The organism is Brucella sp. BE17 (assembly GCF_039545455.1).
Lineage (GTDB): Bacteria > Pseudomonadota > Alphaproteobacteria > Rhizobiales > Rhizobiaceae > Brucella.
Map to the genome: position 1 here is coordinate 957211 of NZ_CP154467.1, position 15746 is coordinate 972956.

The window sequence follows — 15746 nt, forward strand, 5'->3', positions numbered from 1 at the left end:
CTTTTTTGCCAAAGCCATACAGAAATGTTTTAAAGTTGTGATGACAGATAAAAAAATGGCAGGCTGCCCGAATTATGACCGGGCAGCCTCGACAGATCAATAAAGAAGACGCGCGCGGATTGTGCCCGGAATTTCTCGGATCGCATTCAAAATATCGTCGCTCGCCTCGCCGACACCATCGGCTTCCATCACCAGATAACCGACTTCACCGTCGGTCTGGAGAAACTGGCTGGCGATGTTGATGCCGTAGCTGGAGAAGATATTCATCAGGCTGTTGAGGATACCAGGACGATTTTCGTGCACATGCATGAAACGCGTGCCGGTCGGGCGTGGCGGCAATTGCACCTGCGGGAAATTGACAGCGCCCACCGTTGAGCCGACATCGGAATATTCGATCAGCTTTCGGGTAACTTCAGTGCCGATACGCTCCTGCGCCTCTTCGGTGGAGCCACCGATATGCGGGGTCAAGATGACATTCTCCAAGCCTTGCAGTGGCGTGACGAACTTATCGCTGTTGGATGCGGGCTCGACCGGGAAAACGTCGATAGCAGCACCTGCGAGATGCCCTTCACGCAAAACCTGGGCCAGCGCTTCGAGATCGACCACATTGCCGCGCGCATTGTTGAGAAGAAAAGCGCCCTTCTTCATCTTGCGCAGCTTGGCTTCGGTGATGAGCTTCGATGTAGACTTGTTCGAAGGCACATGCAGGCTGACCACATCAGAGGTCTTGAGAAGATCGTCCAGGCTCGATGCGGGCTTCACATTGCCATATTGCAGCTTGTCGGACGTATCGAAGTAGCGCACCGTCATGCCGAGGCTTTCAGCGAGATTGCCGACCTGCGAGCCGATATTGCCGTAACCGACGATGCCGAGTGTCTTGCCACGCACTTCGCGGCTACCGGTTGCAGACTTGTCCCAGCCGCCTTCATGCGCCGAAACGGAACGAGGAAAAATACGACGCATCAGAATAATGATTTCACCGATCACCAGTTCGGCTACCGAACGCGTGTTGGAGAACGGCGCGTTGAAGACCGGAATGCCGCGCTTGCGTGCGGCCTTGAGATCGACCTGATTGGTGCCCACCGAGAAACAGCCAACGGCGATCAGGCGGTTGGCGGCTTCAAAAATCTCTTCCGTCAGCTGCGTACGCGAGCGAATACCTACGATATGCGCCGAGGCAATGGCTTCGATCAGTTCGGCTTTATCGAGCGCCTTCGGCAGATGGCGGACATTCGTATAGCCAATGGATTTGAAGTAATCGACAGCACTCTGGTTGATACCTTCGAGCAGAAGAACATTGATGCGGTCACGGGCGAAAGAAAGACGTTCAGTCATTTTCAGATTTCCAGGCTGGAACAGCAATTTTCGGTAGCGATATCAACATAGTAGCGTTGGTCGTCACCGCGATATTTCAGATACATGCGTTTGAAGAACAGCTGTCACCGATTCTTGTTTGCGGCTGCTTTAGCACCAGGGAACCGACGGGTACAGACGTCAAAGGGGGCACCCGCTGCCAAAAATGCCGGTTGTCGGCTTCTGTTGCGCAAATGTCGCGGGAAAGCAAGCGCATGGTGTCAAGCCGCCGCTTTCCCGATGTCCTCGATGGCATAAGGGGTCGACTGGTACATTTCGTTGATCCAGTTGCCGAACAACAGATGCGCATGGCTGCGCCAGCGGTTTTCCGGCGTTTTCGTCGGATCATCACCGGGGAAATAATGCGCAGGCACCCGTGCTTCCGGCTCGGCCTGAATATCACGAAAATACTCATCCGCAAGCGACGTCGTGTCATATTCGACGTGGTTGAACATATGCAGTGCACGGTGCTTGGGATCATCCAGCAGGCACAGGCCCGACTCAGCGCTTTCAACGAGTACGTTCATGCCGCTTTCTTGCGGAATGTCTTGTTTTCGCACTTCCGTCCAGCGCGATACGGGGATCGCGAAATCATCATTAAAACCGCGCAGGTAAGGCGAAGCAGGCGCGCGATTACGTTGACGAAAGACGCCGGAAATTTTTGCCGGCAGTTCATATTTTTTCATACCATGAAAATGATGCACAGCTGCCTGTGCCGACCAGCAGATATTCAGTGTGCGATGCACATTGGTCTGCGTCCAGTCGAACACGCGCTGCAATTCATCCCAATAGGTCACCTCCTCGAAGGCAAAACGCTCGACCGGCGCACCGGTAATGACGAAGCCGTCGAAACGTTCTTCGCGCACATCTTCCCATGGACGATAGAAAGACAGCATATGATCGGCGGGGGTGTGGCGCGCAACGTGATTGGTAATACGCACCAATGTGAGTTCCAATTGAAGCGGGGTTGCCCCCAGAAGACGCGCAATCTGCGTTTCAGTTGTCATCTTGTTGGGCATCAAATTGAGAAGACCGATGCGCAAGGGGCGTATGTCCTGACGCACGGCATCGGCCTCGCGCATGACCATGACGCCCTCGGCTTCGAGAACGGAGGTTGCGGGCAGATCGTCAGGAATTTTTATCGGCATTTCACATCAGTCCCTATTCTTCGTCCAAAAATTCTTGGCCGGGAAAGACGCTGAGTGGCTTCATCCGTTTATTTGCCGGGTCGGCCACATCCTCCCTTGCGAGAGTACCACCTTGCCCGGAACGGCAGGTTGGCGTTGGGCGCCTCCCCAACTCTTGATGTAATGCGCCACTTCATACGCAAATGCTGAAGCGATGGCAACAGATTTGCGCAATCGGGCCTAAGAGGGGAACAAATAAGCGTGATCCGCGTTCAGCATGAAAGGCCTGCAATCATTCAAACAGGCCATCAGGGAGGTTACAATGAGCAATATTCTGTTTTGGACGGCGCTAATTATAGCGCCCGTGTTGCTAGGCACTTTGTTCGCTTTATTGCGTAATTTCCATCATCACGAAGACATCTCAGCCGGACCGAGGGGTTAGTGGTTTGATTCCAACATTTGCATACCGTTACGCCACCCCTGAGAGCAAATGTTGAAACCTTGAATCCACTAGCCTTGCAAATCCGTATACCTCCTATTCTTATATGACGCTGGCTTCCTGTGACAGGCTATGACACTAATGTGTCCCAACAGCAGGAACGAAAAATGATGGAACCCAAAGTCGAGCATATTGTCGTCGTAGGGGCCGGCTTCGCGGGTCTGCAACTGATCCATGGACTGAAAGGCTCCGGCGTCAGAATCACCCTAATCGACCAGCGTAATCATCATCTCTTCCAGCCTCTCCTTTATCAGGTTGCGACGACAATATTGGCAACGTCGGAAATCGCATGGCCGATCCGCCATCTTTTCCGGGATCGCAAGGATGTCACCACGCTTTTGGGCGCGGTGTCCGGCGTTGATACAGCAAGCAAACACGTAAAGCTCGAAAACGGTGAAGAAATCCCGTTTGATATCCTCGTGCTCGCCACAGGTGCCCGACATGCCTATTTCGGCCATGATGAATGGGGAAAAGATGCGCCGGGCCTCAAAACGCTGGAAGATGCAACCACAATCCGCCGCCGCCTTTTGCTGGCTTTCGAGCGCGCCGAGCGGGAAACCGACCCAGCCAAAAAACAAGCATTATTGACCTTCGGCATCGTTGGCGGCGGACCAACCGGCGTCGAACTGGCTGGGATCATTTCCGAACTTGCAAAACGCACCATATGGCCGGAATTCCGCAACATAGACACCCGACAAACTCGCGTTCTTCTGCTTGAAGCAGGGCCGCGTCTATTGGCAGCTTTTCCGGAGAATCTTTCGGACTACGCGAAAGAGGAACTCGAAAAACTCGGCGTGGAGGTGCGTCTTGGCACACCGGTCAAGGATGTTTCGGCCGAAGGTCTGACGGTTGGTGACAAATTTATCGCATGCCATACCGCAGTGTGGGCTGCAGGTGTTGCCGCATCACCAGCCGCCCGATGGCTGGAAGCCGAAAGCGACAGGGCTGGGCGCGTCAAGGTTCTGCCCAATCTGGCCGTCCCCGGACATAATGATATTTTCGTCATCGGCGATACGGCGAACGTGGAAACGACGGATGGGAAACCTGTTCCCGGAATTGCTCCGGCTGCCAAACAGCAGGGAGCCTATATTGCCAAGGTCTTGCGCAGCCGTATCGAGGGAAAGAAAGCCCCTGCGCCGTTTCGTTATCGCCATCAGGGCAACCTTGCCATCATCGGTAAGAATGCTGCTGTCGTCGATATCGGTCGTATGAAGCTCAAAGGCAGAATGGCCTGGTGGTTCTGGGGCATTAGCCATATCTTTTTCCTGATCGGCACCCGCAGCCGTGCGGCTGTCGCATGGAGCTGGCTGTGGACCTATCTGTCAGGGCAGCATAGCGCACGGCTGATCACCCAGGGCAAAGACACGGAAGATCATAAATAAAACCACCCAGGTGCCACGCAACGGTGGCACCTGGAATTATGAATAATCAGGCTACCTTGCCGAGCATTCCGTGCGGATCAAGTACGAATTTCTTCGCTACCCCCTGATCAAAGCTTTCATAGCCCTGTGCCGCATCTTCCAGCGAAATTATCTCGGCATTGACGATATCGGCAATCGGCAGGCGGTCATGCAGGATTGCCTGCATCAATTGCCGATTGTATTTAAGCACCGGTGTCTGACCGGTATGGAAGGTCTGCGCCTTCGCCCAGCCAAGCCCGAAACGAAGCGACAGACTGCCCTCTTTTGCAGCACTATCGACCGCACCAGGATCTTCCGTCACATAAAGCCCCGGAATGCCGATGGCACCTGCAGGCCGGGTTATCTCCATCATCTGGTTGAGAACAATGGCCGGTTGTTCGCCACCGCTATGGCCTCTTGCCTCAAAGCCCACCGCATCAATGGCGCTATCGACCTCGTTGCTGCCCGTGACTTCGGCGATCATGTCGCCAAGACGGTCGCTTGCCGAGAGATCAATCGGCTCGAAACCGACCTTACGCGCATGATCGAGCCGCTCCTTGTTGAAATCGCCGACCATCACGACGGCAGCTCCCAGAATACGGGCAGAGGCTGCGGCAGCTAAGCCGACCGGTCCGGCACCAGCCACATAGACTACTGAACCCACGCCCACACCTGCCTTGACCGCGCCATGAAAGCCGGTCGGCAGAATGTCGGAGAGCATTGTCAGGTCGCGTATCTTTTCCATAGCACGATCGCGGTCGGGAAACTTCAGCAGATTGAAATCGGCATAGGGCACCGTCACATAACGCGCCTGCCCGCCGATCCAGCCGCCCATATCGACATAGCCAAAGGCACCACCAGCGCGTGACGGATTGACGGTCAGGCAAACACCGGTGTCCTGCGACTTGCAGCAGCGGCAACGCCCGCATGCGACATTGAATGGCACGGAAACAATATCGCCGACATCGAGCATTTCAACGTCACTGCCCTTTTCGATGATTTCGCCGGTGATTTCATGCCCAAGCACCAGTCCCGGCATTGCGGTGGTGCGTCCGCGCACCATGTGCTGATCGGAGCCACATATATTGGTCGAAATAACTTTAAGAATGACGGCATGTTCGAGTTTTCGCCCGTCCGGTGCGGCCAATACCGAATCTTCAATGTCTCGCACTTCGACTTTGCCGGGCCGCAAATAGACGACACCACGGTTCTTGCTCATTCCTGTCTCCTCCTAAGTGGACAATGATAAGTCGATGGTAAAAATGTAACGACGATAGCTGCTCTGTTCAGTCCCAATCGCGACATGCCTCATCCAATATGAGCGCAACTGGCCGGACCGACTTAGCGATCAACGCGAGCAAAGCTAGCTGGCTTTAGATTAGCATTTCCTGTCGAAAGTGCCTGTTCCTTGTACATAGTGATACAAAGTTTCTTGACACCGGCTAAAGCGCAAGCTTCTCATGCCTTTCATTCCGGGAACTTTACAACCGGACAGGACGGCAATCGAGGAGAGGCAAATGCGGATCGGCTTTAACCTGTTGCAGGGACGCAAGCTTTGGCGACCGATTTTCTCCATACTTGCAGCCGTTGCGGTTCTGGCAACGCTCGCTGCACCCTCTCTTGCAGCCGAAACGCGGCGCATCGAAATCTCGCAGGATGCCGATTATTTCGGCTTTGATCTGCGCACCGAAAAAAATGTCACGCTGGATCAGTGCAAAAACACCTGCCTTGGCGATAATTCCTGTCGTGCTTTCACATATAATCCAAAGGCTAACTGGTGCTTCTTAAAGTCGGACTTCAACCGACTCAATCCGGTCACAGGTTCCATCGCGGGCAAAGTCGTGACCGACAGTGCGACAGAAGATCTCGGTGCAGCGCCTGCCGTCAAATTCTTTGCAGACAATCTTGTCGCTGAAGCCCGCCGCCTGCGTGCAACTTTTAGCGCTGAACAAAGCGGAGACGGCCTTCAAACATTAAAAGCGCAAGCTGCGGAAGCCGTTGCCAACGGTGATCCGCGCCGAGCCATGCAGGCGTTTTCTACGGCGGCTGGCGCTTCGCCCGACGAAAGCGAATTATGGAGCGGCTTTGCTCTGGCAGCTCTTACCACTGAAGCATCCAACAGTCAGGAAAAGCTAAAATTCCAGCGCGATGCGACGGGGGCTGCGTGGAACGCCTATCAGACATCGCGCACCAAGCGCGACCGGGCAACCGCGCTTGCGGTTCTCGCTCAGGCGCTGGAGCGGCGCTCGCTTTCCCGCCCCGCACTTCAAGCCTATGAGGCAAGCCTTGCGCTTGAAAACGACGCTTCCGTGCGCGCAACTTACGAAGATCTGAAAGTCCGAAAAGGCTTTCGCATCCTCGACAACAGCGTCGATAATGACAGCGCGTCACCGCGCATATGCGCCCAGTTTTCTGAAGAGCTGGTCAAGAGCGGCGTCGATTATGCAAGCTTCGTCACGCTCGACGGCAAGGCCCCGCAGGCGATGGATGCCAAGGACCGCCAGATTTGCGTTGAGGGCCTGCAGCATGGCCGCAATTATAGCGTCACGTTCCGTAAAGGATTGCCTGCAGCCATCGGCGAGACTTTGCCGGATGCAGTGACACTTTCGATCTATGTGCAGGATCGCGCAGCATCGGCGCGTTTTACCGGCGACAGTTTCGTTCTGCCTGCCAAGGCGCGCCGCGGCATTCCGCTGGTCAGCGTCAATATGGATGTCGCGAAGGTAAAACTCTACCGGATTGGCGACCGCTCTCTAACCCAGCTTCTCTCCGGCTATCAGTTCCTGCGCCAGCTCGACGGCTATGATATCAGCACGGTCGAAGGCCAGATGGGTGAGCCGGTCTGGGAGGGCGAGATCGAGCTTGCCAAGGGTGAACTCAACAAGGAAACCACCACCAGTTTCCCCATTGATGAAGCTCTGCCCGAGCGTAAGCCCGGCGTCTATGTACTGACCGCACAGCCGGTGAAGGTCGGCGACGATTACGACACCCGTGCCACGCAATGGTTCGTGGTATCTGACATCGGCCTTTCGACCTATACCGGACAGGATGGCATCAATGTCTTTGCGCGTTCGCTTGAAAGCGCTCAAACGCTTTCCGGCGTAAAACTCACGCTTCTGGCACGCAACAATGAAGTGCTGGGCGAAGCAACCACGGATCGCGAGGGTCGCGCGGTTTTCGCGCCCGGACTCACGCGCGGTTCGGGCAGCGCGGTGCCAGCCGTCTTGATGGCAAGCAGGGATGACGAGGATTTTGTGTTCCTCGACATGACACGCGCCGGGTTCGATCTTTCGGATCGCGGTGTCACGGGACGTGCAGCCCCCAAGGCGCTCGACGTTTATGCGTGGACGGAGCGCGGCATTTATCGCGCCGGTGAAGTGGTGCATGCGGCAGCGCTTGCCCGTGACGATGCTGCCATCGCCGTCGACAATCTGCCGCTGACTTTCGTCTTCACCCGTCCGGACGGTGTGGAAGACCGGCGACTGGTGTCCGATAGCACCAAGGCCGGTGGCCATTCGGTTGATCTGACTATTCCGACCAACGCCATGCGCGGTACATGGACACTCAACATCTATACCGACTCAAAGCAGCCCGCGGTTGCTTCGCAGATGTTTCTGGTCGAGGATTTTGTCCCCGACCGCATCGAATTCGACTTGACCTCCGACAAGCCGGAAATCGGCATGAGTGAAGCAGCCAATATCACCGTTGATGGTCGCTTTCTTTACGGTGCGCCCGCGGCAGGCCTTACACTTGAAGGCGAAGTGACACTCACCACCAAACGCGACTGGAACCGTTTTAAGGGCTACTCTTTCGGCCTTGCCGACGAGGATGACGATAACGCCACCCGCCTGCCCCTCGACGGGCTGCCCAATGTCGGGGACGATGGCAAGGCCACTTTCCCCGTAGCCATTGACGCGGCCCCATCGACCACGCGCCTTCTCAAGGCGGCTGTTACTGTGCGCATGCGCGAAAGCGGCGGACGTGCTGTGGAGCGCAAGCTGGATCTCGACATTCAACCACAGGGCAATATGATCGGCATTCGCCCGGAATTTTCAGGTGACGAAGTCCCCCAAGGTGGTACGGCAAAATTCAAGATCATTGCCGCCGACGCGAATGGTGAGCGCACTTCACTTGATGCTGCAAGATGGTCTCTGGTCAAGGTCGAGCGCCGCTATCAATGGTATCGCAACGGCAATAGCTGGAATTACGAGCCGATCACAACGACCAAGGCCGTTGCCAACGGCACAATCGATCTGACGACAGGCACTGAGGCAGAAATCACATCGCCCGTCGATTGGGGCCGTTATCGTCTGGAAATCGAGACGGACGATCCGGCAGGTCCTGCTTCGAGCTATGAATTCAATGCCGGATGGTATGTGGAAGCGTCGACGACAGAGACGCCTGACGGGCTCGAAATCGCCCTCGACAAGGATTATTACAAGGCGGGCGAAGTTGCGAAACTCAAAGTCAGTCCGCGCTTTGCTGGTGAGTTGCTGATCACTGTGGGGGCTGAAAAGCTTCTTGCGACCATCACAGAAAGTGTTTCCGCAGAGGGTGCGACCATCGATATTCCGGTGAGCGAAGACTGGGGCGCAGGCGCTTATGTCACCGCCACACTTTATAAGCCCGGAAGTGCCGAAGAAAGCCGCATGCCTGCGCGTGCCATCGGCCTCAAATGGCTGAAGATCGATCCGGAGGACAGGAAGCTAGCCGTCCAACTCACACCGCCGGAAAAGATCACGCCACGCGGACAGCTTTCCATTCCGGTTGCGGTCGAAAATGCAGGTAATGAGCAGGCCTATGTCATGGTTGCCGCTGTCGATGTCGGCATTTTGAACCTCACAAACTATCAGCCTCCAAATCCCGATAACTGGTATTTCGGCCAGCGCCAGCTCGGCCTTGAGCTGCGTGATATGTATGGTCGCCTGATCGACGGCTCGCTTGGTACCACCGGCAAGCTGCGCACCGGCGGCGACGGTGCCAATATGGCGTCCGAAGGCACGCCGCCGACCGAAAAACTTGTCTCGCTGTTCTCCGGTCCGGTTGAACTCGACAGCGACGGCAAGGCGACGATTGACTTCGACATTCCGCAATTCAACGGCACGGTGCGTGTCATGGCCGTGGCATGGACCAAAAAAGCCGTCGGTCATGCCAAGCGCGACGTCATCGTGCGCGATCCGGTTGTCATCACCGCCGGTCTGCCGCGCTTCATGGCCCCGGACGATCAGGCAACGCTGCGCCTCGATATCGCCAATACGGACGCGCCCGATGGCGATTATCGCCTCACGGTCGAGACTAGCGACAATCTGGGCACGGAAATCGGCGGCTTCCCCGATACGCTGAAACTCGTCGGCGGCAAGCGGCAATCCATTGCCGTGCCGCTCAGCGCGACGTCGACCGGGGCGGGTCAAGTGACAATCCGGCTTGCCGGTGACAACGAGTTTTCGGTTGAGCAAAACCTGTCGCTTCCCGTGCGCCCGATCGATCTGCCGATCACCACACGCCATGTCGTCGAGCTTGCCGCCAATGGTGGTAGTCTCAAAGTCGATGGCGGTCTTTTGTCTGAAAGTCTACTTGACGGTGCCTATGTCAGTGTCGGCGTGACACGCAGTGCTGCCTTCGATGTGCCATCCCTCTTGATGGCGCTCGACCGCTACCCCTATGGCTGTACCGAACAGACGACGAGCCGTGCGCTGCCGCTGCTTTATTTGAGCGAAATGGCGGCAGGCTCAGAGATGAGTGCCGGTCTCGATGACGCGGATGCGCTCAAAAAACGTGTGCAGGACGCGATTTACCGTGTTCTCAATTCGCAATCTTCCAGCGGATCCTTCGGCCTTTGGGGTCCGGGTTCCGGTGATCTGTGGCTTGATGCCTATGTCACCGACTTCCTGACCCGCGCGCGTGAAAAAGGCTATGACGTGCCGCAGCAGGGCCTCGTTTCGGCACTCTCCAATCTTCAAAATGCGCTGGGTTACAAGACCGACGCGCGGGACAATGGCAATGAGATTGCCTATGCACTCTATGTCCTGGCCCGCAACAAGAAGGCATCGGTTGGCGATCTGCGCTATTATGCCGACACGCAGCTCGATAACTTTGCAAGCCCGATGGCTATCGGACAATTGGCGGCAAGCCTTGCGCTTTATGGCGATCAGCAACGCTCGGACCGAGTGTTCCGCGAAGCGCTTGAACGCGCAACTGCTAATAGCGGCTTTGATTACAACCGCTCCGATTACGGATCGCGCCTGCGTGATGGCTCTGCCATTTTGGCCTTGGCTTCAGAAAGTAAGCCCGCGCCCAAAGTGCTGCCCGCGCTGATCAACCTTGTCAGCCATGAGCGCGAGCGGGCGAAATATCTCAGCACGCAGGATCAGGCGTGGATGCTGCTCGCCGCACGCGGGCTTTCGCAAAACAATGAAGCAATCAAGCTCGATATCAACGGTGAGACGCATGACGGTGCCTTCTCCGAGCGCGTCAATGGTAATGCGCTTGAAACTACGCCGATCGTGCTCACCAACAAGGGAAGCGAAGCCGTCGACGCGGTGGTGACGGCAGTGGCACCACCCGCGCGATCGCTGCCTGCCGGTGGCGATGGTTTCAGGATCGAGCGCAGCTATTATACGCTTGACGGACAGCCCGCCGATATTACCGGGGCCAACCAGAATCAGCGTTTCGTAGTCGTTCTCAAAATCGACGAGTTGCAGAAGTGGCAATCGCGCGTGCTGGTTACAGATCTTTTGCCCGCAGGTCTGGAACCCGACAATCCAAAGCTGGTTTCCAGTGCTGATCTTGGCAACTTCCCGTGGCTCGAGAACACCCAGGCCGCCCATCTCGAGTTCCGCAATGATCGGTTCGTAGCCGCGTTCGATCAATCGGAAGGCGACAAGAAACAGATCACGCTCGCCTATGTGGTGCGGGCCGTGACGCCGGGGATCTATACGCATCCTGCGGCAACGGTTGAGGACATGTATCGTCCGCAATATTCGGCACGTACCGCGACCGGCATGATGGAGGTTATTGCGAAGTAAGGCACGTAAATCTATGAAAAGGCGATGGAAATTAGCGATGGGTGGCAGTGCCTTTCTTGGTATTGCAGCCCTTAGCGGCATAATCGGGTTAAAATGGCTCGATCATGCCTATCCGCCGCCCTTGCCCGAAAGACTGACTATCTCTACCGAAGTGATGGACCGCGACGGCGAACTCTTGCGCGCCTATGCGACACCCGATGGTTACTGGCGGCTCAATACGCGCATTGCGGATATCGACCCGAAACTCATCAAAATGCTGATCGCCTATGAGGACAAGCGCTTTTACGAACACGGCGGCATCGACTGGCGCGCGCTTGCGCGTGCAGCCCTGCAACTCGCAGGCAATGGTCGGATCGTGTCGGGCGGCTCGACGCTTTCCATGCAGCTTGCCCGTTTGATCGAGCCGCGCGAAAGCCGCAGTTTTGGTTCCAAATTCCGCCAGCTTGCCCGCGCCGTGCAGATCGAACGGCGGCTTAGCAAAGAGCAGATTCTTGAGCGCTACCTGACGCTTGCGCCTTATGGCGGCAATCTGGAAGGCGTGCGGTCGGCCTCGCTTGCTTATTTCAACAAGGAGCCGTTGCGCCTTTCAACCTCTGAAGCAGCGCTTCTCGTCGCCCTGCCGCAATTGCCCGAACGCCGCCGCCCCGACCGCGAAATGAACAATGCCGTTGCCGCCCGCGACCGAGTGCTCAACCGTATGGTCGAGGCTGAAATTTTGAGTGAGGACGAAGCGGGACGCGGGCTGCGCGAAAAGATTTCCGCCACGCGCCACGCGCTTCCAGCCTTGGCTGCGCATTTCGCCGATCTGGCACTCATCAACGCACCCACCGAAGCCCGCCATATGCTTACGCTTAAAAAATCCGTGCAGCGCGGGTTGGAAGCCGCTGCTCGCGAGGCCGCCTCAAAGCTTGGCAGCAAAGTCTCCATCGCCATGGTGCTGGCCGACAGTCGCAACGGCACTATTCTGGGCGAAGTCGGTTCGGCAGATTATTTCAATGCGCAAAGACAGGGCTGGATCGATATGACACGCGCTGTGCGCTCGCCCGGCTCGACCTTGAAACCCTTCATCTATGGGCTCGCTTTTGAAGAGGGCATGATCGCGCAGGAAACCATTATCGAGGACCGTCCTGCGGATTTTTCCGGCTATCGCCCGCGCAATTTCGACATGCGCTATCAGGGCGATGTCAGCATCCGTCAGGCGCTGCAACTCTCGCTCAACGTGCCGACCATCAGCCTTTTGGAGGCTGTTGGCCCGGCGCGGCTGACGACACGTTTCCGGCAGGCGGGCATTTCACTGCAACTGCCGAAAAATGAGCCACCGGGACTAGCCATCGGCCTTGGCGGCGCCGGGATCAGCCTGCGCGATCTCGTGCAGCTTTATACCGGCCTTGCCAATGGCGGACGGGGTGCTGCGCTTCGTGATGGAACCGAACGCAGCGAGCCGAAGCAGCCGACCGGCCCCATTCTGAGCGAACAGGCTACATGGCAGATCAGCGATATTCTGGCTGGCGTCATGCCGCCGCAAGGATCTCCGCGCCGTGGCCTCGCTTACAAGACCGGCACATCCTATGGCTATCGCGATGCATGGTCGGTGGGCTATGATGGGCGTTACGTGCTTGGCGTCTGGGTTGGACGTGCGGATGGCGGGCCTGTACCGGGACTTTCGGGCTATGTTTCGGCAGCTCCTATCCTGTTCGATGCATTCGTCAAATCCGGCGTGGTTTCTGTGCCGCTTCCGTCAGCACCCGCAGGCGCATTTCGCACCGCGCGTGCCGATCTGCCGGTGACGCAAGTGCGTTTTTCGTCAGCCAATGATTCTCTGCCAGCTCTCAAAGCTGCAACAGAACCCGCCCCGCGCATCGTCTTTCCGCCCGATGGCGCGCATGTCGAATTAAAAGCGATGCAAGAGACCGCTTCGCCGCTCACCTTGAAACTACAAGGTGGACGCGCACCGTTCCGCTGGCTTGCCAATGGCAAACCGGTGTCCAATCTGGAGCGGCGGCGCACCGCCACATGGCAACCGGATGGAACCGGCTATTCAACGCTCACCGTGATCGATGCCAGCGGGCGTGCGGCAAGTGTGAAAATCTTCGTCGAGTGACTACTGCGCGGCTTCTGAAACCGGCGCAGACTGCTTCTTTTCCAGCGTCATGGTCTTGAGATTACCGGAAAACAGAATGCCGGTAACCGGCAGGACTGGATCGCTTGGCAATGTCTCATGCCGGGCGCTGTCCTTTGGCACATGCAGCTTGTGTGGGATATCGGAATCAGCGCCCGAAAGGGTCAGCGAAACATTGCCCTTGGCATCAAGCAGATTGGCACCATAGAGAAACTCGAAACTCAACATGGAAACGAGGAATTTGTAAGTTCCGTCGCGCACCCCGCCCTTCATCATGGCGGCGCGGTGCACCTCATCATCTGTGACCACATCGAGCGGGGGAATGCGCGGATCGCAGACATAGCCAAGTGAGAGCAATTGACCGTTATCGACCGCAAAATGCATGCGATCTTGACCCAAATCGAGTGCCTTAATCGAGAAACGGCGGTTGCTGTATTCCACAGGAATCCGCCCCAGCCGCTTGCAAAGCTGCTCACCGCTCAAGGCTTTCGCATTGGCAAAATGATCGGGATCGATGGCAAAAGGCAACGCCTTCGGGCGGTGTGGTAAGCGCAAGGCAGGTTCCAGCACATCGGCAATCAGATTGGCGACAATGGTGGTGGAGATGGGCCGCGCATAATGGCCCTGATCGAGATAAAAGGTGGGGCTTGCGACGACATCACGGCCATATTGCTGCATCAGCATGCGCGAGACATCGACGCAAATCGTGTCATACCATTGCGAAATATAATTGATGCCCGCATCAATCGACGGCACCGAATTCAAGAACGAACCGTTGCGCGCGCCAAATACCAGCGTCGCAATGCGCAGGTTCGGATTACGCTCGAGTGCATATCGGATGATGCCCTCATAAAACCGCGCCCAGTGGCGAAACGGCCTGCGCTCGTCGCCATAGACGAAAGCGTCGTTGATGGCATATTCGATCACGAGCAGTTCGCATTCTTCGAGCTTTTCAAAAATCTTGAGCTGATAAAGGCCGAGTGCACTCGTGGTACCGCCAACGGCCAGATCGGCCATGATGTCGAGTTCCACCCCGCGCTTCGCCATTGTGGAAAGCAGCGTCGGCAGATAACCGGGCAGCATGACGGTGTTGGAACCGCCGATGATTACCGTTTTGAGTTTCATTGCGTCACCGTTGCTGCTCTACCGGCAGGTGTTAGTGCACCACAGCGCCACACCCCGTAAGTGCCCTCGTCCCAATCGAAATAATAAGCTGCCGCGATCTGGCCCTTGTCCATCATCTGGACAAAGCGTTCGCGTGCCTTTTCAACCAGTTGCTGGCGTTTATCATCATCCGCAGGACAGGTTTTCTGCGTATTTGCAAAGCCCCATTCGGTGATCCAGCAGGGTTTTCCGTCCGCACCGCCGCAAAACGACAGCGACTTGGCAATGTGTTTTGTGCGTGCCGCGCGCGTGCCGCTGCTGCCCGGATAAATATGGATGCCATAGCCGTCAGCCACGTCATCAAGCCCATATTTTTTGAGCAGATCGGTAAAGATGGCCGGGTCGATACTGTCCACACCGCGCCGGTCGGCGTCGATGAAGGGAATGTCGGAAAGCCCGGCAGAGACCACCTTGGCTTTTGCACTCAGTTTTGTCTTTGCCAGTTCTGCACGGGTCACGCGCAGCAATGCGACATATTTCTGTGCGCCCTTCTCGATCTGCGGCAGCTCTTCCATCTCGGCAAGCGAACGCGCCGTCTTCATCTTTTCACGCGGCAGGATCGCCAGATCACCATTATAGGGTGCCCAGTTGATCTCGTTTCCCGGTTCGACGCCAACCAGTGGCACGCCGAGCGCATCGATTTTCTGCAAGGCATCACCAAGCACCGCACGATAGCGTTCAGGGTCGATATCAGACAGCCTGTACATGTCCCAGACGCGCCCACGCCCTGAACGCGGCTTGGTGCCTTCAGGATAAAAATCCTTATTGTTGAGCGAGACTTCGAGCAGCACGGCAAGGTTTTTCGCATGTGCTTCCTTGACCGCTTCTATGCTTTTATCAAGCGGGCGCGTCAGCGACAGGCGAACAGCGACAACGCCGTTCTCCACCATCTGATCGAAGATTTTCGTGCGCTCGTCCGCCTTGAGCCAGGCCATATTGACCCGGTTGACGCCAAAGCGCGTATCGCCAGAAGCAATATCGGGTGTGAGGCCAAGCAGTGCGGCACCCAAAAATGCCGCCAATACCCGTTTTCTACCCCCGCTGCTTCTGGCTTTTATG

At 56.6% G+C, this 15746-nt stretch carries 8 protein-coding genes and 1 riboswitch; of the genes, 3 read left to right on the forward strand and 5 right to left on the reverse strand.

The window, feature by feature from the left end; genetic code table 11:
* Positions 1-96: 96 nt before the first annotated feature.
* Positions 97-1335 (reverse strand): phosphoglycerate dehydrogenase, encoded by a 1239-nt coding sequence (serA, locus tag AAIB41_RS04700; RefSeq protein WP_343314456.1) that lies wholly within the window; start codon positions 1333-1335, stop codon positions 97-99.
* A 239-nt stretch (positions 1336-1574) separates the two neighbouring features.
* Positions 1575-2501, reverse strand: coding sequence for a homoserine O-succinyltransferase (metA, locus tag AAIB41_RS04705; protein WP_343314457.1), 927 nt, complete (start codon positions 2499-2501; stop codon positions 1575-1577).
* Between the two features lie 58 nt (positions 2502-2559).
* Positions 2560-2667: riboswitch (SAM-I-IV-variant riboswitch) on the reverse strand.
* A gap of 419 nt (positions 2668-3086) precedes the next feature.
* Here metA and AAIB41_RS04710 point away from each other — a divergent pair.
* A complete protein-coding gene (locus AAIB41_RS04710; protein ID WP_343314458.1) occupies positions 3087-4361 on the forward strand; it encodes an NAD(P)/FAD-dependent oxidoreductase in 1275 nt (424 codons plus the stop codon).
* A gap of 46 nt (positions 4362-4407) precedes the next feature.
* Here the strand turns inward: AAIB41_RS04710 and fdhA are convergent, their stop codons facing one another.
* On the reverse strand, positions 4408-5598 hold the full coding sequence (gene fdhA, locus AAIB41_RS04715; protein WP_343314459.1) for a formaldehyde dehydrogenase, glutathione-independent: 1191 nt from the start codon (positions 5596-5598) through the stop codon (positions 4408-4410).
* A gap of 298 nt (positions 5599-5896) precedes the next feature.
* On the opposite strand from fdhA, the gene AAIB41_RS04720 reads away from it, so the two are divergent.
* Positions 5897-11404 (forward strand): alpha-2-macroglobulin family protein, encoded by a 5508-nt coding sequence (locus AAIB41_RS04720; RefSeq protein WP_343314460.1) that lies wholly within the window; start codon positions 5897-5899, stop codon positions 11402-11404.
* 37 nt (positions 11405-11441) lie between these two features.
* Positions 11442-13505, forward strand: coding sequence for a penicillin-binding protein 1C (gene pbpC / locus AAIB41_RS04725; RefSeq protein ID WP_343314462.1), 2064 nt, complete (start codon positions 11442-11444; stop codon positions 13503-13505).
* Here pbpC and AAIB41_RS04730 read toward each other — a convergent pair whose 3' ends face one another.
* Both AAIB41_RS04730 and AAIB41_RS04735 read right to left on the reverse strand, forming a co-directional pair.
* Entirely contained in the window at positions 13506-14648 is a 1143-nt protein-coding gene (locus AAIB41_RS04730; RefSeq protein ID WP_343314464.1) for an SGNH/GDSL hydrolase family protein, read from the reverse strand. It lies immediately after the preceding gene.
* The gene (locus AAIB41_RS04735; protein WP_343314466.1) at positions 14645-15709 is read right to left on the reverse strand and encodes a glycoside hydrolase; all 1065 of its coding nucleotides are present in this window, start codon (positions 15707-15709) and stop codon (positions 14645-14647) included. The genes AAIB41_RS04730 and AAIB41_RS04735 overlap by 4 nt, the downstream gene beginning before the upstream one ends.
* Positions 15710-15746 lie beyond the last annotated feature (37 nt).

Coding starts and splice junctions, on each gene's coding strand:
- fdhA (WP_343314459.1), bottom strand. CDS start 5,598: ATGAGCAAGAACCGTGGTGTCGTCTATTTGCGGCCCGGCAAAGTCGAA.
- serA (WP_343314456.1), bottom strand. CDS start 1,335: ATGACTGAACGTCTTTCTTTCGCCCGTGACCGCATCAATGTTCTTCTG.
- pbpC (WP_343314462.1), top strand. CDS start 11,442: ATGGGTGGCAGTGCCTTTCTTGGTATTGCAGCCCTTAGCGGCATAATC.
- AAIB41_RS04710 (WP_343314458.1), top strand. CDS start 3,087: ATGATGGAACCCAAAGTCGAGCATATTGTCGTCGTAGGGGCCGGCTTC.
- AAIB41_RS04720 (WP_343314460.1), top strand. CDS start 5,897: ATGCGGATCGGCTTTAACCTGTTGCAGGGACGCAAGCTTTGGCGACCG.
- AAIB41_RS04730 (WP_343314464.1), bottom strand. CDS start 14,648: ATGAAACTCAAAACGGTAATCATCGGCGGTTCCAACACCGTCATGCTG.
- metA (WP_343314457.1), bottom strand. CDS start 2,501: ATGCCGATAAAAATTCCTGACGATCTGCCCGCAACCTCCGTTCTCGAA.